Source organism: Neorhizobium galegae, assembly GCF_017877135.1.
Lineage (GTDB): Bacteria > Pseudomonadota > Alphaproteobacteria > Rhizobiales > Rhizobiaceae > Neorhizobium > Neorhizobium galegae_A.
Genome location: NZ_JAGIPH010000004.1, coordinates 122,525 through 144,087, shown reverse-complemented (window position 1 = coordinate 144,087; position 21,563 = coordinate 122,525). Strand labels below are relative to the sequence as shown.

Here is a 21,563-nt window from a genome sequence, read left to right as displayed (position 1 = left end):
CGGACGCGCGGTTGTCCGCGCGTCCCTTCTCACACGGAAGGCAGGATGTCATGAAGGTTACCCACCAGCACACGCATGCCCGCACGGGCGTTTCCCTGACCGGCATGGGCCTTGGCTGCGCCCAGATGGGCAATCTTTACCGCGTCACGCCCTACGAGGAATCCGCCGGCGCCTTTAAGGCGGCCTGGGATTCCGGCATCCGCTATTTCGATACGGCGCCCTATTACGGTTTCACCCGGTCCGAGCGTCGGCTCGGCACCATGCTCACCGATTTTGCCCGCGAAGACTATGTGGTCAGCACCAAGGTTGGACGCGTGATGACGCCGGACCCGACGGTTGGCGCGGAAGAAGAGGGCTATGTCGAGCCCCTGCCCTTCCGCCCGGTCTATGACTACACCTATGACGGCGTGATGCGCTCCTTCGAGGCCAGCCAGCAGCGGCTCGGCATTCTGGCGCCCGACATTCTCTATATCCACGATATCGGCAGCGTGACGCATGGCGACAAGCACGCGCATTACTGGAGCCAGCTGACCGACGGCGGCGGTTTTCGCGCGCTTGCAAAGCTGCGCGAGGAAGGCGCGACCAAGGCCATCGGCCTTGGCGTCAACGAATGGGAAATCATCCGTGACGCGATGGAAGTCGCCGAAATCGATATCTGCATGCTGGCCGGCCGCTACACGCTTCTCGAGCAGCAGAGCCTTGCCTTCATGGATCGCTGCGCTGAAAAGGGCGTCGGCATCGTGATTGCCGGGGCCTTCAATTCCGGCATCCTCGCCGGCAATCGCAAATTCAACTATGCCGATGCCCCGCCGGAGATGCTGGCCCGCGTCGACGCTCTCCACGAGGCCTGCGCTGCCGAAGGCGTGACTCTGCAGGCCGCAGCCCTGCAGTTTCCGCTGGCGCACCCGGCCGCCCTCACCATCGTTTCCGGCGCGCGCAACCGCGACCAGCTGACCGCCAACACGGCCTGGTTCGAGGAGGAAATCCCCGCCTCCTTCTGGTCGGCGCTCAAGCAGCGCGGCCTGATCGCCGAGGGTGCTCCCGTCCCAGGACAAGGGGCCTGATCGCATGCGCATCGACGCCCATCAGCATTTCTGGCGATTGGCGGAGCGGGCTGGCGAATGGCCGCCGGCAGAGCTTGCGGCCATTTACCGGGATTTTGCGCCGGACGACCTGAAGCCGCTGCTTGCCGCCTGCGGCATCGATGGCACGGTGCTGGTCCAGACCATGGAGAGCGACGCCGACACGGCCTTCATGCTGGATCTCGCCGACCGGCACGATTTCATCCTCGGTGTCGTCGGCTGGACGGATCTCAAAGCACCCGATGCGCCGGATGCCATCGCCCGCCTTGCGACCCATGAAAAGCTGAAGGGACTGCGCCCAATGCTGCAGGGCCTTTCCGACGACCAGTGGATCACCGATCCGGCGCTCGACCCGGCGGTTGCGGCCATGGTTGCGGCAGACCTCGCCTTCGACGCGCTCGTCTTCCCCAAACACCTGCCGCATCTCGTTGTCTTTGCCGATCGCCATCCGGACCTGCGCATCGTCATCGACCATGGCGCAAAGCCCGAGATCGCCAGGGGGCGCTTTGTCGAATGGCGCGCGGCCATGGCCGATCTTGCGGCCCTCCCCAATGTGTCCTGCAAGCTTTCGGGGCTGCTTACCGAAGCTGGCGACCAGAAGCCCGAGGCGGTGCGTCCCTATGGTGAGACCATCCTGGATCTGTTTGGCGCCGAAGGCGTCATCTGGGGAAGCGACTGGCCGGTCGTGCGCCTGGCCGGCGACTATCAAGGCTGGTTCGACCAGTGCCGCGACATGGTTCCGGCAAGCCATCATGCTTTCGTTTTCGGGCAGAACGCCCAGTCCTTCTATCGCTTGAACGGGCCTTCCATCGGCTGAATAGGTAAGTCAATGCTAACAATTGTTTGCGATACTCCCGGCACCCTCATCGCCACAGAGCGTCAGAAGCCCGTTCCCGCTGCGGGCGAAGCGCTTGTCAAAATCCGCCGCGTCGGCGTCTGCGGCACCGACCTGCACATCTTTACCGGAAACCAGCCCTATCTCTCCTATCCGCGGGTGATGGGTCATGAGCTGGCGGCAACGGTGGAGGAAGCCCCGGACGGCAGCGGTCTTTCGGCCGGCGATACGGTGGCCATCATCCCCTATATGTCCTGCGGCCATTGTGATGCCTGCCTGAAGGGGCGCACCAATTGCTGCCGCAATATCGGCGTGCTCGGCGTTCACCGCGATGGCGGCATGACGGAATATCTCTGCCTGCCGGCCGAGTTCCTTCTGAAGGCGGACGGGCTGTCGCTCGACCAGGCGGCGATGGTGGAGTTTCTGGCGATCGGCGCCCATGCCGTGGCCCGGGCCAAGACCCGTTCCGGTGAGAAAGTGCTGATTGCGGGCGCCGGCCCGATCGGCCTTGCGGTTGCCGTTTTTGCCAGGATGGAGGGGGCTGATGTCACCCTGATCGACAGCCGGCGCGACCGGCTGGACTTTGCCGAACGCCATCTCGGCATCACCTCCACCGTCATGCTGGGTGAAGGCGACGTAGAGCAGCTGTCGGCCATCACCGACGGCAATTTCTTCGAAACGGTGTTTGATGCAACGGGCAACCCGAAGGCCATCGAGCGCGGCTTCGGCTTTGTCGCCCATGCCGGCACCTATGTGCTGGTGTCCATCGTGGCCTCCAACATCACCTTTTCCGATCCGGAATTCCACAAGCGCGAAACCACGCTGCTCGGCAGCCGCAATGCAACGGCTGCCGATTTCCATCATGTGATGGCAGCGATGCGCGCCGGCCATGTGCCGGATGCGCTGATTACCCACCGCATGTCGCTGTCTCAGGTGCCGGAGCAGTTTGCCGGGCTGACCGATCCGGCAGCCGGCGTCGTCAAGGCCATGGTGGAAGTCGCGTGATGCCGCAACCCGCCATCCTGCAGTTCGGAACCAGCCGGTTTTTGCTGGCCCACGCGGATCTCTTCGTGTCTGAAGCGCTCGCGACCGGTGAAGCGCTGGGCACGATTGCCGTGGTGCAGACGACCTCCAGTGGCGAAAGCGCGGCCCGCATCGCAGCCCTTTCGCGCGAACCGCACTATCCGGTGCGGATCCGCGGCCTGACCGACGGCACCGTCATCGACGAGGAGAGATCCGGTGGCGCCATCAGCGAAGCGCTGACAGCTTCGACCGACTGGCAGCGGGTCCGTGCGCTTGCCGTCACTGTTCAGGTGATCATCTCCAACACCGGCGACCGTGGCTATGATCTGGATCCCTCCGACGATGCGGCGCTTCTGACCGATATCGAGCGCCTGCCGAAAAGCTTTCCGGCCAAGCTTGCCGTCCTGCTTGCGCATCGCTTCGTGACGAACAGGGACGTGGCCCTGTCGATCTTTCCCTGCGAACTGGTACCGCAGAACGGATCGCGGCTGCGCACGCTGATCGAGCAGCTGGCGCTGGAATGGGAACTGCCGGACGAGTTCCGGCTCTGGCTGAACGAGACCTGCCATTTCGCCAACAGCCTCGTTGATCGCATCGTCGCCGAGCCGATCGCGCCGGTCGGCGCCGTGGCCGAACCGTACGCCCTCTGGGCGATCGAGCAGCAGGAAGGGCTCGTTCTGCCCTGCCGACATCCGGCCATCACGCTGACGGACGATCTCGACCGGTTCGAGATGCTGAAGCTGCATCTCCTCAACCTTGGCCATTCGGTGCTTGCAGAATACTGGCTGAAGGATCAGCGCCGCGCCGATGAAACCGTGCGCGAAGCGATGGAAGATCCGCAGATGCGGGAGGCAGTGGAAACCGTCTGGGCTCAGGAAGTTCTGCCGGTCTTCGAGGCGGATGGCAGGGGCGAGGAAGCGCGCGCCTATCTGGATACCGTGCGGGACCGGTTCCTCAACCCGTTCCTGAAGCACCGCCTCTCGGATATCGCCGGCAATCACGCAGAAAAAAAACGCCGGAGATTCCTGCCGATGGTGACGCGCGCGGCCGATCTTGGCCTTGCAATCGAGCAGCCGAAACTGAAGGCTGCGCTTGCCGAGATCTCCTGACATTCGCATGGCAATGAGCGGCAAACAGGACATGATGCAGAAGAGGAACGGAAATGGCTAACCTTCAAGGCAAGACGGTTTTGATCACCGCCGCCGGCCAGGGCATCGGGCGGGCAAGTGCCATCGCATTTGCGCAGGCAGGAGCCGTGGTCTACGCAACAGACATCAACGAACAGGCACTGGCCGAGCTTCCGGCACTCGATAATCTCAAGGCACAACGGCTGGATGTTCTCGATGAGGCAGCCGTCAAGGCCTGCGTCGCCGGTATCGGTGCGGTCGACATTCTCTTCAACTGCGCCGGCGTCGTGCATGGCGGTTCGGTTCTCGAGATGAAGGACAGCGATCTGGATTTCGCCATCGACCTCAACGTCAAGGCGATGATCCGCACCATCCGCGCCGTACTGCCGGGCATGATGGAGCGGCGCGACGGCGCCATCATCAACATGGCTTCCGTCGCCTCCTCGATCAAAGGCGTGCCGAACCGCTTTGCCTATGGCGTGACGAAAGCTGCCGTCATCGGCCTCACCAAGGCCGTGGCGGCCGATTATGTCGGCCACAATATCCGCTGCAATGCCATCTGCCCCGGAACGGTGGAAAGCCCGTCGCTGCAGGAGCGCCTGCGCGCTCAAGGCGACTACGAGGCAGCCCGCGCCGCCTTCATCGCCCGCCAGCCGATCGGACGGCTGGGCGCGCCAGAAGAAATTGCAGATCTTGCCGTGTATCTGGCCGGCGCAACCTATACATCAGGCCAGGCCATCGCCATCGATGGCGGCTGGACCATCTGACATCAGACTTCAGGAAGGAATACCCCATGAAACTGCTTCGTTACGGCGCACCTGGCGCAGAACGCCCGGCACTCGTTGATGCCAACGGCACGATCCGCGATATTTCCGCTCATGTCAGCGACATTTCAGGCGCTGCACTCGACCCGCAAAACCTTGCCAAACTGGCAGCTCTCGACTTGGCTGCGCTGCCGGAAGTGTCGAGCACCGAGCGTCTCGGCCCCTGCGTCGGCCAGACCGGCAAATTCATCTGCATCGGCCTCAACTATTCCGACCACGCTGCCGAATCCGGCATGGCGGTTCCGCCGGAACCGGTCATCTTCATGAAGGCAAGCTCGGCCATCTGCGGCCCGAACGACGATGTTCTGATCCCCCGCGGCTCTGAAAAGACCGACTGGGAAGTGGAACTGGGTGTCGTCATCGGCAAGACGGCAAAATACGTCTCCGAAGCCGATGCGATGGAGTATGTCGCCGGCTACTGCGTCTCCCACGACGTGTCGGAACGCGCCTTCCAGACCGAGCGTTCCGGCCAGTGGACCAAGGGCAAGTCCTGCGACACCTTCGGCCCCATCGGCCCCTGGCTGGTAACGAAGGACGAGATCGCCGATCCGCAGAACCTCACCATGTGGCTGAAGGTCAACGGCGAAACCATGCAGAATGGCACGACGGCCACCATGGTCTACGGCGTTGCCTTCCTCGTGTCCTACTTGAGCCAGTTCATGTCTCTGCAACCGGGTGACGTGATCTCCACCGGCACGCCGCCTGGCGTCGGCATGGGCATGAAGCCGCAGCGCTACCTGAAGCCCGGCGACGTGGTCGAACTTGGCATCGAAGGCCTCGGCACACAGAAACAGACCTTTCGCGCCGACGCCTGACCCTTCCTGACCTATCTGCCGGAGACACGAGAATGGCCATCATCACCGACATGCGGATCATCGATCTGCGGTTTCCCACGTCCCAGAGCCTTGATGGCTCTGATGCGATGAACCCGGACCCGGATTATTCGGCAGCCTATGTCATTCTGGAAACCGACGTGCCCGGCCTTGCCGGGCATGGCCTCACCTTCACCATCGGGCGTGGCAACGACATCTGCTGCATGGCGATCGATGCCATGCGCCATCTTGTCGTCGGCACCGACCTTGCGGTGGTGAAGGCGCATCCGGGCCAGTTCTGGCGCCATCTGACCAGCGACAGCCAATTGCGCTGGATCGGCCCGGAAAAGGGCGCCATGCATCTGGCAACCGGCGCCGTCGTCAATGCCTTCTGGGATCTTCTGGCAAAGGAAGCCAAAAAGCCGGTCTGGCGGCTGGTGGCCGATATGTCGGCGGAAGAGATCGCCGATATCGTTGATTATCGCTATCTGACCGACGTTCTGACCCGCGACGAGGCCGTTGCCATCCTGAAGAAGGCAGAGGCCGGCAAGGCCGAGCGCATCGCGACCCTCGCGCGCGAAGGCTATGCCTGCTACACCACCTCGGCCGGCTGGCTCGGCTATGATGACGACAAGCTGCGCCGCCTCTGCCAGGAGGCGATCGATGCCGGCTTCAACCATGTCAAGATGAAGGTCGGCCGCGACCTCGAAGACGATATTCGCCGCCTCACCATCGCGCGCGAGGTAATCGGGCCGGATCGCTACCTGATGATCGATGCCAACCAGGTCTGGGAAGTGGATCAGGCGATCGACTGGGTAAAGAAGCTGTCCTTCTGCAATCCCTTCTTCATCGAGGAGCCGACAAGCCCCGACGATGTGGCCGGCCATCGCAAGATCCGCGAGGCGATTGCGCCGGTGAAGGTGGCGACCGGCGAAATGTGCCAGAACCGCATCATGTTCAAGCAGTTCATCGCCGAAGGCGCCATCGATGTTGTGCAGATCGACAGCTGCCGCATGGGCGGACTGAACGAGGTGCTGTCGGTGCTGCTGATTGCCGCAAAGTACAACCTCCCCGTCTGGCCGCATGCCGGCGGCGTCGGGCTCTGCGAATATGTGCAGCACCTGTCGATGATCGACTATGTCGCCGTGTCCGGCACCAAGGACGGCCGCGTGATCGAATATGTCGATCATCTGCACGAGCATTTCCTCGATCCGTGCGTCATCAAGGATGCCGCCTACATGCCGCCGGTCCTGCCCGGCTTCTCCATCGAGATGCGCGCCGAGACACTTGAGGCGTTTGCCTTTGCGCCGGTCAAGGCAAGCACCGGGGAATCGCGGCCCCTTAAAGCCGCAAGCGCCGGCTGACAGGGAAAGGCGGATTACCAAGGTTTAATCCGCAAGCCATTGACCGGGACATGCAGAAGGCATTATCGGAACGAGCAAGTTCCAATAATATAGCAGATCGGCATTCCCTGTCATGGCCATCAAGCGTAGCCACATTCTTCTCGCCCTCGCTGTCGCGGCAGCGGGCGTTTACGGCTGGATGCGGTTTACGGAGAAACCGGCAACCAACACCTTCCTGACGGCTCCCGTGACCCGCAGCAATGTCGAAGAGACGGTTCTGGCGACCGGCACGCTGAAGCCGGTCCGGCTGGTTGCGGTCGGCTCGCAGGCCTCGGGACGGATCACGTCGATCAAGTTCAAGCTCGGCGATACGGTGCGTCAGGGTGACCTGATCGCCGAAATCGATTCCACCACGCAGACCAACGAACTTCGCACCTCCGAAGCTTCGCTCGCCAACATGAAGGCGCAGAAAGAGGAAAAGCAGGCAAGCCTCGAGGGCTACCGTAAGACTCTCATCCGCCAGCAGGCGATCTATTCCAAGCAGGCGGGCTCGGAAGCGGATCTGCAGACGGCGGAAACCAATGTGGCCGTCACCACCGCCCAGATCGCGGCACTTGACGCGCAGATCATCTCGGCGGAAATCGCCGTCGAGACCGCCAAGGCTGAACTCGGCTATACCCGCATCACCGCGCCGATGGACGGCACAGTGCTGGCGATCGTCAACCAGGAGGGGCGCACTGTCAACGCCTCCCAGTCGATCCCGACGATCGTCATCCTGGGCGACCTTTCCACCATGACGGTTCGGGCGGAAATCTCGGAAGCGGATATTACCCGGGTGACAGCGGGACAGGCCGTGCGCTTCAACCTGATCGGGGAGCGCGGCAAGAGCTATGACGCACGCCTTGCCTCCATCGAGCCGGCACCGGAATCCATCACCAGTGACAGCAGCGTCTCCAGCTCCACCTCCAGCAGTTCGTCCTCGTCGTCGTCTTCATCCTCGGCCGTCTATTACATCGGCGTCTTCGACGTGCCCAATACCGACGGTCGCTTCCGCACCTATATGTCGGCGGAGGTCAACATCGTGCTGGGCGCCGCCAAGGAGGTGCTGACCATTCCATCGGCTGCCCTTGGCAAGACGCTTTCTGACGGACGCTACAGCGTGCGCGTGCGGGCACAAGACGGCACGGTTGCCGAGCGCGCGGTGGAGATCGGCCTCAACAACAAGATCACCGCCGAAGTGAAGAGCGGCCTTGAGGAAGGCGCCGACGTGGTGATCAGCGAGGCAAGCGCAGCTTCGAAATCCGGCAGCCGCCGCGGCGGCCCGATGGGTTTCTGACGCGATGACCACCCAGGCACCTCTCATCCAGATCGAAAAGCTGCGTCGCGAATATCCCGCCGGCGAAGGCACGATCACGGTCCTGAAGGACGTTGACCTCACCATCGAGCGTGGCGAAATGGTTGCCATCATCGGCGCCTCCGGCTCGGGCAAGTCAACGCTTATGAACCTTCTTGGCCTGCTCGACAGCCCGACATCCGGTACGTACCGTGTGTCCGGACAGGACACGTCTGCGCTGGACAGCGATGCCTTGTCGAGTCTCAGACGCGAGCATTTCGGCTTCATCTTCCAACGCTATCACCTGCTTGCCGAACTTTCGGCGCTCGGCAATGTGGAAATTCCGGCCATCTATGCGGGGCGCACGCGCAGCGACCGGCGCGAGCGCGGCGCAGCCATTCTGGGCAGGCTTGGCATGGGCGACCGCACGCAGCACAGGCCGGGGCAGCTGTCCGGCGGCCAGCAGCAGCGCGTCTCCATTGCCCGTGCTTTGATGAACGATGCCGAGGTCATCCTTGCCGACGAGCCGACCGGCGCGCTCGACAGCAAAAGCGGCGAGGATGTGCTGCGCATCCTTGAGGAACTGAACCGCGACGGCAAGACGATCATCATCGTGACCCATGATCCGAATGTCGCAGCCCGCGCCAAGCGGATCATCGAAATTTCCGACGGGCAGATTACCGCCGACCGGCGCACGCAGGCGGCCCCAGTGGCGGCAACCACGCGGCAAGGCGAGGCGCCGCGGGTGCGCTACAGCCTGTCGGCCGGCGTCGATCGCTTCCGCGAAGCCTTCGTGATGGCACTGAAAGCGCTCCAGTCGCATCGGCTGCGCAGTTTCCTCACCATGCTCGGCATCATCATCGGCATTGCCTCGGTCATGCTGGTCGTGGCGCTTGGCACCGGCAGCCAGCAGCAGATTCTCGCCAATATCAGCAGCCTTGGCACCAACACGCTGGAGGTGTTTCCCGGCAAGGGGTTCGGCGATACCAGGTCCGGCCGCGTGAAGACGCTCGTCGTGTCGGATGCGGAAAACCTTGCGCGCCTCACCTATGTCGGTGCCGTCACGCCCACCGTTTCCACCAGCACCACCGCGCGCTTTGGCGCAACGGTTGCCAATGCGCTGGTGAACGGCGTCGGCAGTCAGTATTTCACCGTCAAGGGGTCCAAGCTGATCGCCGGCCGCTTCTTCGGCACCGACAGCGTCGATGCGCTGGCGCAGGATGCCGTGATCGATGACAATACCGCCAAGGCGCTGTTTACCGGCAACGGCATCGAGCCGATCGGACAGATCATTCTGGCCGGCACCGTGCCGGTCAGGGTGATCGGCGTGATCTCCTCGCAGCAGGGCGGGTTCGGCTCCAGCGACAACCTGTCGATCTACCTGCCCTATACGAGCGTGCAGACGCGGTTTCTCGGTGATCCGTCGCTGCGCAGCATCACGGTGCGCGTGGCCGACAATGCCGACATGGCGGCCGCCGAGCAGGCGGTGACCGACTTCCTCACCCGACGCCACGGCACGCAGGATTTCTTCATTCTCAACACCGATGACATCCGCAAGACCATCACCAGCACGACACAGACCATGACGCTTCTCGTCTCGGCAATTGCCGTCATTTCACTCGTCGTCGGCGGCATCGGTGTGATGAACATCATGCTCGTTTCCGTGTCGGAGCGTGTGGGCGAAATCGGGGTGCGCATGGCAGTCGGCGCGCGCCGCCAGGATATCCTGCAGCAGTTCCTCATCGAGGCCGTGCTCGTCTGCCTCATCGGCGGCGTCCTCGGCATCACGCTTGCGCTCTCGGTCGGTCTTGCCGCCAATCTGTCCGGCGCCGGCATAAGCCTTGTCTTTTCCGCAACGCCCATGCTTCTCGCCTTCGTCTGCTCCTGCATGATCGGGATCGTCTTCGGCTTCCTTCCGGCCCGCAATGCCTCCAGGCTCGATCCGGTGGCGGCGCTTTCCTGACCTGCGGCCGGATCGAAGAGAGGCGACGATTTGTCCCGGTCAGGAGGACAGTGATGTTTTCGGATAGGAAGTGCGCTATGCATGGAAAAAGCCTTACTGCAACGTTTCAGGATGCGAATGGACGATAGTATCAGCGAAGACGGCAAGGCATCGGACGCCGCCGCACCGGCCAAACGGGGACGCGGCCGGCCGAAGAGTCTCAGCGACGATGAACGCCGGCAGATGATCATCGCTACGGCGCGGCGCACCTTTATCGAGCTTGGCCTCACCGGCACCACGACGGATATCGTGGCCAGCCGGTGTCGTATTTCCAAGCAGACGCTGTACCGCCTGTTTCCCAGCAAGGTCGACCTGTTCATTGCGGTTGTTGCCTCGCATCGACAGATGATGCTGAGGCTCCCCCTCCCCGATGACGAGGACCTGCCGATCGCCGAGGCAATCGGCCGCATCTTCATGATCGATATCGATGAAGACACCGAGAGGGAACGGGCAGCCTTCATCCACATCGTCATCCGCCAGTCGCACCAGGTGCCGGACCTTGCCGAAGTGATGCTGCGCGAAGGACTGGAAACCTCCCGCAGACAGCTGGCAGACTGGCTTGCGGCACAGGTGACAGCAGGAAAGCTGGTTCTCGATGAGCCGATGACCGGGGCCCGCATCCTGATGGATATGCTGTTTGGCGGGGTGGGTCCCGGCCCCAGGGGATGGCCGGATCTTGCCGCACGAAAGGTGCATATGCAGCGGGCCATCGACATCTTCGTGCGCGGAACACGGCCTGACTGAGCCTCGCACGCGCTGACCTTGCGCGCAAAAAATCGCAACCTTTCTCAACCTTCCTCGTTTGGCCAAAGGCATCCGCGCGTCACGGCGGGCGGATTTTGCCGTGTTTGCCCCATTCCGGGGCCGGATCGCGGAAAGATCGGAAAGGATTGAAGCAGCACAGTGTGTGGGATTTGCGGAGAAATACGGTTCGACGGGGAACAGCCTTCCCCGATGGTTCAGGCCCGGATGATGGAGGCGATCGCGCCGCGCGGGCCCGATGGGTCCGGAATGGTAATCCACGGATCGACGGCCCTGTCGCACCGGCGGCTTTCGATCATCGATCTCTCCCAGAAGGCCCGCCAGCCCATGGTGGACGGTGAACTTGGCCTGACGATCGCCTTCAACGGCTGCATCTACAATTACCCGGAGCTGCGCCGCGAACTGGAGGCCAAGGGCTACCGCTTCTTCTCCCATGGCGACACCGAGATCATCCTGAAAGCCTGGCACGCCTGGGGCACGGACTGTGTGACCCGCTTCCACGGCATGTTCGCCTTCGTCATCCATGAGCGCGATACGGACCGCGTGGTGATGGCGCGCGACCGCTTTGGCATCAAGCCGCTTTACCTTGCAAAGGTCGGCCGTGCCATCAGATTTGCCTCGTCGCTGCCGGCACTGGTCAAGGGGGGTGATATCGACACCTCGATCGACCGCGATGCACTGCATCACTACATGAGTTTTCACGCGGTTGTGCCACCGCCACGCACTATTTTGAACGGCGTGAAGAAGCTGCCGCCCGCAACCATCCGCGTCATCGAGGCCGATGGCCGCGAGGTGGACACCCGCTACTGGAATCCGCCGCACACGCGCGATCCCGCTATGGCAGGCCTGACGCGCAACGACTGGCGCGACATGGTGCTGGATGCCTTGCGGCTTGCGGTGAAGCGGCGCACGGTTGCCGATGTGCCGGTTGGCGTGCTGCTGTCGGGCGGCGTCGATTCCAGCATCATCACCGGGCTTCTCGCCGAACAGGGCCAGAATGACCTCATGACCTTTTCCGTCGGCTTCGAGGAAGCCAATGGCGAAAAGGGCGACGAGTTCGTCTATTCAGACCTGATCGCCCAGCATTTCGGCACCGACCATCACAAGATCTTCGTCCCCTCGGCGCAGTTGATGGATGCGCTTCCCGGCGTGATCTCGGCCATGTCGGAACCGATGGTCTCCTATGACAATGTCGGCTTCTATCTGCTTGCCAAGGAGGTTTCCAAGCATATCCGCGTCGTGCAGTCCGGCCAGGGCGCCGACGAGGTGTTCGGCGGCTATCACTGGTATCCGCCGCTCGGCTCCTCGACGGATGTGGTCAACGACTATGCCCGCGTGTTTTTCGACCGCAGCCATGAGGTGATGAAGACGCAATTGAACCCGGACTGGATGGCTTCGAGCGATGTGAGCCGCGAACTTGTCGCGCACCATCTTCTTGAGGCCGATGCCGATACGCCCGTCGATGCCGCCCTGCGTCTCGACAGCCAGGTCATGCTGGTGGACGACCCGGTCAAGCGCGTCGATAACATGACGATGGCCTGGGGGTTGGAAGCCCGCGTGCCCTTCCTCGACCATGAGCTTGTCGAGCTTGCCGCCAAGATACCGCCGGAATTCAAGCTGAACGACGGCGGCAAGGGCGTGCTGAAGGATGCAGCGCGCCTTGTGGTTCCGCATGCGGTGATCGACCGCAAGAAGGGGTATTTCCCCGTTCCGCAGCTCAAATATGTCGACGGCCCCTATCTTGATATGGTGCGCGATGCGCTCACGTCGCAGGCCGCCCGCGAACGCGGCATCTTTCAGGAACGCTATCTGAACCAGCTGTTCGACGCACCGTCAGAACACATCACACCGCTGCAGGGCTCGGAACTCTGGCAGGCGGGACTTCTGGAAATGTGGCTGCAGGCGCAAGGGGTCTGAGGATGACAAGCAACAAGACAAGCGAGCGCAGCCAGCGCGTGCGCAGCGACAAGGCAGTCGCACACCGGCTGAAACGCAAGCGCATCGAATCCCTGCAGCGGACGGGCCACATCGGGCATCCGGACAAGGCAGTCGCGGATGCATCCGCTGTTCTGGATTGCGGTTGGGGCCGGCTGATCTTCGCCCAGACCTTCGATGATGCCGGGAAACTCGTCTCGGCGCTGCGCGAGGAAGCGCCGGAACACCGCGACATCGCCATCTATGTGCATGAGCCGCATGTGCTGCTGGCACAGGCACCGCAGGAGATCTTTCTCGATCCGTCGCATACCTTCCGGCTCGATCTTGCCACCTATCGTTCCGGCCGGCGCCAGCCGCGCGGATTTTCCGTCAGGCGCCTGTCATCCGAAGCAGATGCCCGCGCCGTCAACCGCATCTATTCCGCCCGCGGCATGGTGGAGGTGCGGCCGGACTTCTTCTGGTCGAACCGCGACAACCGGGCCATCACCTATCTGGTTGCGGAAGATGAGACGACCGGCGAGGTGATCGGCACCGTGACCGGCATTGACCACACGCGCGCCTTTGCCGATCCCGAACAGGGGTCTTCGCTCTGGTGTCTGGCCGTCGATCCGCAGGCGCGTCATGCCGGCATCGGCGAAACGCTGGTTCGCAGGCTCGCCGAGCATTTCAAGGCGCGCGGCGCCGGCTTCATGGATCTCTCCGTGCTGCACGACAACGAGCAGGCGATCGCGCTCTACGAGAAACTTGGCTTTCGGCGCATTCCGGCCTTTTCCGTCAAGCGCAAGAACTCCATCAATGAGCGCCTCTATGCCCGACCGCTCGAAGCCTATGATGCGCTGAACCCCTATGCCCGGCTGATCGTCGACGAAGCGCGCCGGCGCGGCGTGCATGTGGAAATTACCGATGCCGAAGGCGGCTTCTTCCGGCTGTCGAATGGCGGCCGCACCGTCCATTGCCGGGAGAGCCTCAGCGACCTGACATCGGGCGTGGCGATGTCGATCTGCGACGACAAGGCGGTGACCCGACGCGTCGTGGACCGTGCCGGCCTTGTCGTGCCGGAACAGATGACGGCCGAAGGTGACGAAGAGGCGCTCGTTGCGTTCCTGGAAAAGCATGGCCGGGTGGTGGTCAAGCCCGCCCGCGGCGAACAGGGTCGTGCGGTGGCCGTCGGACTTTCGACGCTCGACGAGGTGCAAAGGGCCATTGTGGCTGCCCGCGAGGTGTGCGACCGCGTGTTGATCGAAGCCTGTTTCGAGGGTGAGGATCTGCGTCTCGTGGTCATCGATTTCAAGCTGGTGGCCGCCGCCATCCGCCGCCCGCCGCATGTGGTGGGCGATGGGCGCCAGACCGTGCGCCAGCTCATCGAAACGCTGTCGCGGCGAAGGGCTGCCGCCACCGGCGGTGAAAGCACGATCCCGGTCGATGCCGAAACCGAACGCTGCCTGCAGATGTCGGATCTGACGCTGGACGATGTTCTGGAAGAAGGCCGCGACGTGGTGGTGCGCAAGGCTGCAAACCTTCACACCGGCGGCTCCATCCACGACGTGACGGCGATTGTCCATCCGCGCCTGGTGGAGGCAGCCATCAAGGCTGCCCGTGCCATCGACATCCCGGTCGTCGGCATCGATTTCATGGTGAAGGCCCCGACCGAGCCGGACTACGTGTTCATCGAAGCGAACGAGCGCCCGGGGCTTGCCAACCACGAGCCGCAGCCGACGGCGGCCCGCTTTCTCGATCTGCTCTTCCCGCTTTCGGGCCACCGTTCGGCCCGCAATGCGCTGGGGAAAATGTAACGGCATGACCATCGATATCGACGAGGACTATCTGCTTTCGCAGCTCAAGGCACTGCTGTCGATCGACAGCCCGACCGGCTATACGGATCAGGTTGTGCGCTACTGCTCGCAGGAACTGGAACGGCTGGGGCTGACACCGGAACTGACGCGGCGCGGCGCGATCCGCGCCGTGCGCCAGGGTAGCCGGCGAAAGGGTGCGCGCGCCATCGTTTCCCATGTCGACACACTCGGTGCGCAGGTGAAGGCCATCAAGGAGAATGGCCGGCTGGAACTGGTGCCGATCGGTCATTGGTCCGCCCGCTTTGCCGAGGGCGCACGGGTCACCATCTACAGCTATCACGGCACCTTTCGCGGCACGATCCTGCCGCTGAAGGCCTCCGGCCACACTTTCAATGACGAAGTGGACACCGCACCTGTCGGCTGGGCGCATGTGGAGATGCGCATCGATGCCATCACCGGCTCTGCGGCGCAGACACGCGGGCTCGGCATCGATGTGGGCGATACGGTCGCCATCGATACCGGCACCGAATTCCTCGACAACGGCTTTATCAATTCTCGCCATCTGGACGACAAGGCAGGCGTTGCCATCTGTCTTGCCGCCATCGAGGCGCTGGAACGGACGGGCGCGCGCACGCCCGTCGATACGCATTGGCTGTTCACCATTGCCGAAGAGGTTGGGGTCGGCGCCTCCTCCATCCTGTCCTCCGAGATCGCCTCGATGCTGACCATCGACAACGGCACCACAGCACCGGGGCAGAATTCATCGGAATTCGGCGTCACCATCGCCATGGCCGACCAGACCGGTCCATTCGATTATCACCTGACGCGCAAGCTGGTGGATCTGTGCATCGAAAACGACATCCCCTACCAGAAGGATGTCTTTCGTTATTACCGGTCGGATTCGGCTTCCGCGCTTGAGGCAGGCCACGATATCCGCACGGCGCTTGCCGCCTTCGGGGTCGATGCCTCGCACGGCTATGAGCGCATCCATACCCACGCGCTCACAAGCGTCGCAAGGCTGGTGTCCGCCTTTGCCGTGAGCCCGGTGAACATCGATCGTGATGCCGAGGAAATTTCCAGCCCGAAGGGCTTTACCACCCAGCCGACGGACGAGGCGGAACAACTGGTGCAGGTTCCGGCAGACGGCGGACGCGCGCCGGAACAGCAGCAGCCCTTGGCCAGCTGGTCAAGGCCCAAGCCCGCCTGACGGCAGCCCGCAAGGTTTAAGGAAAGGCGGCACTGTACAGCGTGTGCAGGAAAAGGATGCCGTTTGCCAGAAGCAGGCAGAACACGGCAAAGGAGCCGAGATCCTTGGCGTGGCGCGCGGCGAGCGAAAATTCGGGCGACACCCGATCGACGATTTCCTCCACCGCCGTGTTCAGCGCCTCCACCGCAACCAGCACCAGGAACAACACGAATGCTGCCAGATACGTGGTGAATGCAGCACCGACCAGCACGTAGACACAGCTGATGGCGAAAAACACCGCGCATTCATGGCGAAAGGCCGTTTCACCGAACAGCCGGCGCGCACCGCCCAGCGAATACCGCGCAGCCGCCAGAACATGGCCAAGCCCGCGTTGTCTTTGATGCCGAAGAGGTTCGGACATTTTTGCGCTCCCCACACAATCTTCTGCACATAACAAGGCTGTGCGCATCGCGCAAAGGCAAAGCTGCAAAGGACAGTGCGGAGAGCCCGCAGCGATTGCGTCATGCCTCGCCAGCCGCAAGGAGTCGCTTGTTCTTCGCAGATTTGGTGTATACATTATTGAACGCGGCTCGAGGAGGAGACTTGGATGCCGCAGCGAAAACATGCGCAGAGCATTCATCGGGTTCATGGGAGTGGACCTGTCGCGGGATCAAAACTCTGGGAGGAGTATACATGGCATCCGTATCGAGACGCCTTTTCATGACAGGTGCTGCCCTGTGCAGCCTGTTGTTTTCGCATGCCTATGCCGCTGAAACCGTCAAGATCGGCCTCGTGCTGCCGATGACTGGCCCCTTCGCCTCGACGGGGCGTCAGGTAGAAGCCGGGGTCAAGGCCTATATGGCGCTGAACGGTGATACCGTGGCCGGCAAGAAGGTTGAGGTGGTGCTGCGCGATGATGCCGGCACCGCCGACCAGACCCGGCGCATTGCCCAGGAACTGGTGGTGAAGGACGGCGCCTCGATGCTGATGGGCTTTGGCCTCACGCCGCTTGCGCTTTCGGTGGCACCGGTGCTCGCGCAGGCCAAAGTTCCCGCCATCATCACCTCGGCGACCACCTCGATCATCACACAGAAATCGGATTATTTCGTGCGCACCAGCATGGCCGGCCCGCAATCGGCTGTGCCGGTTGCCACCTGGGCGGCCAAGAACGGGCTGAAGCGCGTCGTGACGCTGGTTTCCGATTACGGCCCCGGCATCGATATCGAAAAGGGTTTCACCGACCAGTTCAAGAAGGATGGCGGAGAGATTCTGGAGGCGGTGCGCGTGCCCCTGCAGAACCCGGATTTTGCGCCCTTCCTGCAGCGCGTGCGCGACACCAAGCCGGATGCCGTCTTCGTCTTCGTGCCCTCCGGCGTCGGCTCCATCTTCATGAAGCAGTTCGTCGAGCGCGGCCTTCGCGATGCTGGCATCAAGCTGATCGCAACCGGCGACGTGACCGACGACGATCTCCTGAACGGCATGGGCGATGCAGCGCTTGGCGTCATCACCGGCCATTTCTATTCCGCCAACCACGACAGCGCGGAAAACAAGGCGTTCGTGGCCGAGGTCCGCAAGGCCAACAACAATATGCGGCCGAACTTCATGTCCGTCGGCGGCTATGATGCCATGGCGCTCGCCTATGCGGCGCTGAAGAAGACCAATGGCGATACCGACGGCACCAAGCTGGTAGAGGCCATGAAGGGCATGGCCTGGACAAGCCCGCGCGGGCCGATCACCATCGATGCGAAAACCCGCGACATCGTGCAGGACATCTACATGCGCGAGGTCAAGAAGGTGGATGGCGAGCTTTATAACGTCGAATTCGCCACCTTCCCGAAGGTGCGCGACCCGAATACGCCGTGATGGGAAGCGTGCGCCGGCTGCGCTCTGCCAGTGCGGCGCATGTCTCCGCTGCATCGAATCCGTGATGCGGAGGAAGTGGCTGATGCCTGCCGGTTGGCCCTCCTTTCCAGCCAGTGGCTGGATGAGGCAAGCCGTCAGCATCGGCAAAGATGATGCAGCCATCGACCGGTGTGCCGGAACGTGCGCGTTCCGGCACCCACCACACGCCTGCGCCTGACCCGCTTTCTGTCATTCCCCGCCATCCCCGGGAGGAACGATGCTGACAATCCTGTTCGACGGCATTGCCTATGGCATGCTGCTTTTCGTTCTCGCCTGCGGGCTTGCCGTGACGCTCGGCCTTATGAACTTCGTCAATCTTGCCCACGGCGCCTTTGCCATGGCGGGCGGTTACGTGACCGTGGTGCTGATGAACCGCTATGGCATCTCCTTCTACTGGTGCCTTCCCGCGGCCTTCCTGTTTTCGGCCGCGCTGGGTGCTGTGCTGGAAGTGACGCTTTATCGACGGCTCTATGCCGCATCCCATCTCGACCAGGTGCTGTTTTCCATCGGCCTCGTCTTCATGGCCGTGGCGGGCGTGGATTTTTTCATGGGCGGACAGCAACAGCTGATCTCGCTGCCGCCAGAGCTCTCCGGACGCTTCAACCTGCTCGGCGCCGATATCGGCCGCTACCGGCTTTTCATCATCGTTTTGTGCGCGCTGCTGACCATTGCGCTGCAAACGACGCTTACCCGCACCCGCATCGGCAGCCAGTTGCGCGCGGCCGTGGATGATGGGCGGGTAGCGCGCGGGCTTGGCATCAATGTATCGGTGATCTTCGTGCTCACCTTCGCGCTTGGTTCGGGCCTTGCCGGATTGGGCGGTGCGCTCGGCGTGGAACTGCTCGGGCTCGATCCGAACTTCCCGTTGAAATACCTCATCTATTTCATGATCGTGGTGACGATCGGCGGCACCTCCTCCATCACCGGGCCGTTTCTGGCTGCCCTTTTGCTCGGCATCGCCGATGTGGCGGGCAAATATTATCTTCCTTCGCTCGGGGCCTTCATCATCTATGCGGTGATGATCGCCTTTCTCATCCTGCGCCCCAACGGGCTGTTTTTCCGGGAGGGAGGACGATGAGCCCGCTGCCCCGACAGGCGCTCGCCAGCGCCTTCCTTCGCCGCAAGGCCCGCTGGAAGCCGTTGGAATATGGCTTCTGGATCCTGGCGCTTGGCGCTGCCTTCGCGCTTCCATCGCAACAATTGCTGCTGAGCGAGATCGCCATTCTCGCCCTCTTTGCCATGTCCCTCGATCTGATCGTCGGCTATGCCGGCATCCTGTCGCTCGGCCACGCCGCCTTCTTTGGCGTCGGAGCCTATGCGGCGGGCCTCCTCAGCCTGCATCTCACCGCAGAACCGCTCACCGGCCTTATCCTGTCGGGTGCGATTGCCGGTCTGCTCGGCCTTGCCACCAGCTATCTGGTGCTGCGGGGCAGCGACCTCACCAAGCTGATGACGACCTTCGGCGTCAGCATGCTCATCTCGGAAGCGGCAAACCAGGCAGCCTGGCTGACCGGTGGCGCCGATGGGCTGAGCGGTATCCTGATCGATCCGATTGCCGGCCTGTTCGAATTCGACCTGTTCGGGCAGACTGGCTATCTCTATTGCCTCACCGTGCTGTTTGCCGCGCTGGTCATCGCGCGCCGCATCGTCCATGCGCCCTTCGGCCTGTCGCTGAAGGCCATCAAGCGCAACAGCCGCCGCGCCGCCATGCTCGGCATTTCGCCCAATCGCCGCATCGTCGTCATCTACACGCTCTCAGCCGTCTATGCCGGCTTTGCCGGTGCGCTCCTCACGCAGACCACCAGTTTCGTCTCGCCGGATGTGCTGGCCTTTCACCGCTCGGCCGACGTGCTGCTGGTTCTGGTCCTGGGCGGCGTCGGCTACCTCTATGGCGGCGTGATCGGCGCGGTGATCTTTACGGTGCTGCGTGCCTGGCTGTCGGTCGTCACACCGCAATACTGGATGTTCTGGATCGGGCTCGTTCTGGTTGCGCTTGTGCTTGTCGGACGCGATCGCATCAACCCCGCCCGCCTGACGGCATGGGTAAGGACGAAAACCGGTCGCGCGGCGCCCAGTGCAGCACCCCTTGCGAAGGAGGAGGCATGACACCCGCCCTTGAAACCCGCGCGCTGGTGAAGCGCTTCGGCGGCCTTGTCGTTACCAATGACGTGTCGCTCTCCATCCGGCCCGGCGCCCGCCATGCACTGATCGGCCCCAATGGCGCGGGCAAGACCACCATCATCAACCTTCTGACCGGGGCGCTCACCCCCAGCAGCGGCCGGATCCTGATCGGCGGCGAAGACATCACCGAGGCAAGCCCGTTTGCGCGGGTGAAAAAGGGCATGGCCCGCACCTTCCAGATCAACCAGCTGTTTGACGATCTGACGCCGCTCGAATCCATGGTGCTGGCGGTTGGCGAGCGGCTGGGGCATGGCACCCGCTTCTGGCGTTCGCTTGCATCCGACAGTCAGGCGGCCGCGGAGGCTGCCGATATTCTCGAACGCTTTCGCCTTGCCGACGTCATGTGCCTGCCGACGCGCGGCCTGCCCTATGGCAAGCAACGCCTGCTAGAAATCGCCCTTGCCATCGCGCTGAAGCCGAAGGTGCTGCTGCTCGACGAACCGGCAGCGGGCGTGCCGGAGGAAGACCGCCACGAGGTGCTTGCCATCGTGCGCGACCTGCCCTCCGACGTCACGGTGGTGCTGATCGAGCATGACATGGACCTCGTCTTCTCCTTTGCCGACCGGATTTCGGTTCTGGCGGCCGGCCGGCTGTTTGCCGAGGGCAGCGTTGCGGAGATTTCCCGCGATCCCGAGGTCAAGGCCATCTATCTGGGAGACGCCGCATGAGCGATCTGCTTCGCATTGAGCAGCTGATCTGCGGTTATGACGAGGCACAAGTTCTCGCCCGCATCGATCTGTCGCTGGCGCAGGGCCAGTCGCTGGCCCTGCTTGGCCGCAACGGCGCCGGCAAGACCACGTTGATCAACAGCATTGTCGGCGTCACCACCCATCATCACGGAACTATTCACCTGAAGGGCGAGGACATAACACGGCTTCGCCCCGAACAGCGCGCTGCCCGTGGCATCGGCTGGGTGCCGCAGGAGCGCAACATCTTCCGGTCGCTGACGGTCGAGGAAAACCTCACCGCCTCCGCTCGCCCCGGTCGCTGGGATGTTTCGGCCGTCTACACGATGTTTCCGCGCCTCCAGGAGCGCCGCCGCAACCTCGGAAACCAGCTTTCCGGCGGCGAACAGCAGATGCTGGCGGTGGGGCGCGCCCTGATGCTCAACCCGAAACTTCTTCTCCTCGATGAGCCGCTGGAGGGTCTTGCTCCGATCATCGTCGATGAACTTCTGGCCGCACTGCGACGCATCGTGACGGAAGAGGGGCTCGCCGCCATCATCGTGGAGCAGAAGGCTCGAAAAATCCTGCCGCTGACGGATGAGGCGATCGTGCTCAACCGCGGCAGCATCGCCCTTGCCGCCTCCGCCAAGGCGCTTTTGGAAAACCCGGCGCAACTGGATGCCCTGCTGGCGATCTGATGGAAACGACCTGAAGCTGCAAACCTCCATCTAAACAGACACGGCGCCTCGAAAGGCGCC

At 62.8% G+C, this 21,563-nt stretch carries 19 protein-coding genes; 18 read left to right on the top strand and 1 reads right to left on the bottom strand.

Annotated features, from left to right (window positions below; genetic code table 11):
• Positions 1-50: 50 nt before the first annotated feature.
• The 13 genes from J2858_RS13600 to J2858_RS13540 all read left to right on the top strand — a co-directional run bounded on the left by J2858_RS13600 (position 51) and on the right by J2858_RS13540 (position 16,078).
• The gene (locus tag J2858_RS13600; protein ID WP_210105351.1) at positions 51-1,064 is read left to right on the top strand and encodes an aldo/keto reductase; all 1,014 of its coding nucleotides are present in this window, start codon (positions 51-53) and stop codon (positions 1,062-1,064) included.
• A 4-nt stretch (positions 1,065-1,068) separates the two neighbouring features.
• The gene (locus tag J2858_RS13595) at positions 1,069-1,899 is read left to right on the top strand and encodes an amidohydrolase family protein (RefSeq protein WP_210105350.1); all 831 of its coding nucleotides are present in this window, start codon (positions 1,069-1,071) and stop codon (positions 1,897-1,899) included.
• 12 nt (positions 1,900-1,911) lie between these two features.
• The gene (locus J2858_RS13590; RefSeq protein ID WP_210105349.1) at positions 1,912-2,922 is read left to right on the top strand and encodes a zinc-binding alcohol dehydrogenase family protein; all 1,011 of its coding nucleotides are present in this window, start codon (positions 1,912-1,914) and stop codon (positions 2,920-2,922) included.
• Positions 2,919-4,049 (top strand): mannitol dehydrogenase family protein, encoded by a 1,131-nt coding sequence (locus J2858_RS13585; RefSeq protein WP_432443353.1) that lies wholly within the window; start codon positions 2,919-2,921, stop codon positions 4,047-4,049. Before J2858_RS13590 ends, J2858_RS13585 begins: the two co-directional genes overlap by 4 nt.
• Before the next feature lie 53 nt (positions 4,050-4,102).
• On the top strand, positions 4,103-4,834 hold the full coding sequence (locus J2858_RS13580) for an SDR family oxidoreductase (protein WP_210105347.1): 732 nt from the start codon (positions 4,103-4,105) through the stop codon (positions 4,832-4,834).
• A gap of 26 nt (positions 4,835-4,860) precedes the next feature.
• Positions 4,861-5,706, top strand: a complete 846-nt coding sequence (locus J2858_RS13575) for a fumarylacetoacetate hydrolase family protein (protein WP_210105346.1) — start codon at positions 4,861-4,863, stop codon at positions 5,704-5,706.
• A gap of 32 nt (positions 5,707-5,738) precedes the next feature.
• Positions 5,739-7,067 carry an L-fuconate dehydratase gene (locus tag J2858_RS13570; RefSeq protein ID WP_210105345.1) on the top strand — a complete coding sequence of 443 codons (1,329 nt, stop codon included), beginning with the start codon at positions 5,739-5,741 and terminating at the stop codon, positions 7,065-7,067.
• A gap of 112 nt (positions 7,068-7,179) precedes the next feature.
• A complete protein-coding gene (locus J2858_RS13565; protein WP_210105344.1) occupies positions 7,180-8,382 on the top strand; it encodes an efflux RND transporter periplasmic adaptor subunit in 1,203 nt (400 codons plus the stop codon).
• Positions 8,383-8,386: 4 nt separating this feature from the next.
• On the top strand, positions 8,387-10,342 hold the full coding sequence (locus J2858_RS13560; RefSeq protein ID WP_210105343.1) for a MacB family efflux pump subunit: 1,956 nt from the start codon (positions 8,387-8,389) through the stop codon (positions 10,340-10,342).
• 117 nt (positions 10,343-10,459) lie between these two features.
• Positions 10,460-11,125, top strand: coding sequence for a TetR/AcrR family transcriptional regulator (locus tag J2858_RS13555; protein ID WP_210105342.1), 666 nt, complete (start codon positions 10,460-10,462; stop codon positions 11,123-11,125).
• A 159-nt stretch (positions 11,126-11,284) separates the two neighbouring features.
• Positions 11,285-13,060, top strand: a complete 1,776-nt coding sequence (locus J2858_RS13550; protein WP_210105341.1) for an N-acetylglutaminylglutamine amidotransferase — start codon at positions 11,285-11,287, stop codon at positions 13,058-13,060.
• Positions 13,061-13,062: 2 nt separating this feature from the next.
• Entirely contained in the window at positions 13,063-14,871 is a 1,809-nt protein-coding gene (gene ngg / locus J2858_RS13545) for an N-acetylglutaminylglutamine synthetase (protein ID WP_210105340.1), read from the top strand.
• Positions 14,872-14,875: 4 nt separating this feature from the next.
• Entirely contained in the window at positions 14,876-16,078 is a 1,203-nt protein-coding gene (locus tag J2858_RS13540) for an osmoprotectant NAGGN system M42 family peptidase (RefSeq protein ID WP_210105339.1), read from the top strand.
• 16 nt (positions 16,079-16,094) lie between these two features.
• On the opposite strand, the gene J2858_RS13535 is transcribed toward J2858_RS13540, so the two are convergent.
• Positions 16,095-16,478 carry a diacylglycerol kinase gene (locus J2858_RS13535; protein ID WP_210105338.1) on the bottom strand — a complete coding sequence of 128 codons (384 nt, stop codon included), beginning with the start codon at positions 16,476-16,478 and terminating at the stop codon, positions 16,095-16,097.
• 272 nt (positions 16,479-16,750) lie between these two features.
• Here J2858_RS13535 and J2858_RS13530 point away from each other — a divergent pair, with 272 nt between their 5' ends.
• The 5 genes from J2858_RS13530 to J2858_RS13510 all read left to right on the top strand — a co-directional run bounded on the left by J2858_RS13530 (position 16,751) and on the right by J2858_RS13510 (position 21,503).
• The gene (locus J2858_RS13530; protein WP_210105337.1) at positions 16,751-17,920 is read left to right on the top strand and encodes an ABC transporter substrate-binding protein; all 1,170 of its coding nucleotides are present in this window, start codon (positions 16,751-16,753) and stop codon (positions 17,918-17,920) included.
• A gap of 256 nt (positions 17,921-18,176) precedes the next feature.
• A complete protein-coding gene (locus tag J2858_RS13525) occupies positions 18,177-19,037 on the top strand; it encodes a branched-chain amino acid ABC transporter permease (protein ID WP_210105336.1) in 861 nt (286 codons plus the stop codon).
• Entirely contained in the window at positions 19,034-20,065 is a 1,032-nt protein-coding gene (locus tag J2858_RS13520) for a branched-chain amino acid ABC transporter permease (protein WP_210105335.1), read from the top strand. The genes J2858_RS13525 and J2858_RS13520 overlap by 4 nt, the downstream gene beginning before the upstream one ends.
• The gene (locus tag J2858_RS13515) at positions 20,062-20,808 is read left to right on the top strand and encodes an ABC transporter ATP-binding protein (protein WP_210105334.1); all 747 of its coding nucleotides are present in this window, start codon (positions 20,062-20,064) and stop codon (positions 20,806-20,808) included. Before J2858_RS13520 ends, J2858_RS13515 begins: the two co-directional genes overlap by 4 nt.
• Entirely contained in the window at positions 20,805-21,503 is a 699-nt protein-coding gene (locus J2858_RS13510) for an ABC transporter ATP-binding protein (protein WP_210105333.1), read from the top strand. The genes J2858_RS13515 and J2858_RS13510 overlap by 4 nt, the downstream gene beginning before the upstream one ends.
• Positions 21,504-21,563 lie beyond the last annotated feature (60 nt).

Bases quoted from the DNA above. Each gene is read 5' to 3' on its own strand.
- J2858_RS13600 (WP_210105351.1), top strand. From the start codon at position 51: ATGAAGGTTACCCACCAGCACACGCATGCCCGCACGGGCGTTTCCCTG.
- J2858_RS13595 (WP_210105350.1), top strand. From the start codon at position 1,069: ATGCGCATCGACGCCCATCAGCATTTCTGGCGATTGGCGGAGCGGGCT.
- J2858_RS13590 (WP_210105349.1), top strand. From the start codon at position 1,912: ATGCTAACAATTGTTTGCGATACTCCCGGCACCCTCATCGCCACAGAG.
- J2858_RS13580 (WP_210105347.1), top strand. From the start codon at position 4,103: ATGGCTAACCTTCAAGGCAAGACGGTTTTGATCACCGCCGCCGGCCAG.
- J2858_RS13575 (WP_210105346.1), top strand. From the start codon at position 4,861: ATGAAACTGCTTCGTTACGGCGCACCTGGCGCAGAACGCCCGGCACTC.
- J2858_RS13570 (WP_210105345.1), top strand. From the start codon at position 5,739: ATGGCCATCATCACCGACATGCGGATCATCGATCTGCGGTTTCCCACG.
- J2858_RS13565 (WP_210105344.1), top strand. From the start codon at position 7,180: ATGGCCATCAAGCGTAGCCACATTCTTCTCGCCCTCGCTGTCGCGGCA.
- J2858_RS13560 (WP_210105343.1), top strand. From the start codon at position 8,387: ATGACCACCCAGGCACCTCTCATCCAGATCGAAAAGCTGCGTCGCGAA.
- J2858_RS13555 (WP_210105342.1), top strand. From the start codon at position 10,460: ATGGACGATAGTATCAGCGAAGACGGCAAGGCATCGGACGCCGCCGCA.
- ngg (WP_210105340.1), top strand. From the start codon at position 13,063: ATGACAAGCAACAAGACAAGCGAGCGCAGCCAGCGCGTGCGCAGCGAC.
- J2858_RS13540 (WP_210105339.1), top strand. From the start codon at position 14,876: ATGACCATCGATATCGACGAGGACTATCTGCTTTCGCAGCTCAAGGCA.
- J2858_RS13535 (WP_210105338.1), bottom strand. From the start codon at position 16,478: ATGTCCGAACCTCTTCGGCATCAAAGACAACGCGGGCTTGGCCATGTT.
- J2858_RS13530 (WP_210105337.1), top strand. From the start codon at position 16,751: ATGGCATCCGTATCGAGACGCCTTTTCATGACAGGTGCTGCCCTGTGC.
- J2858_RS13525 (WP_210105336.1), top strand. From the start codon at position 18,177: ATGCTGACAATCCTGTTCGACGGCATTGCCTATGGCATGCTGCTTTTC.
- J2858_RS13520 (WP_210105335.1), top strand. From the start codon at position 19,034: ATGAGCCCGCTGCCCCGACAGGCGCTCGCCAGCGCCTTCCTTCGCCGC.
- J2858_RS13515 (WP_210105334.1), top strand. From the start codon at position 20,062: ATGACACCCGCCCTTGAAACCCGCGCGCTGGTGAAGCGCTTCGGCGGC.
- J2858_RS13510 (WP_210105333.1), top strand. From the start codon at position 20,805: ATGAGCGATCTGCTTCGCATTGAGCAGCTGATCTGCGGTTATGACGAG.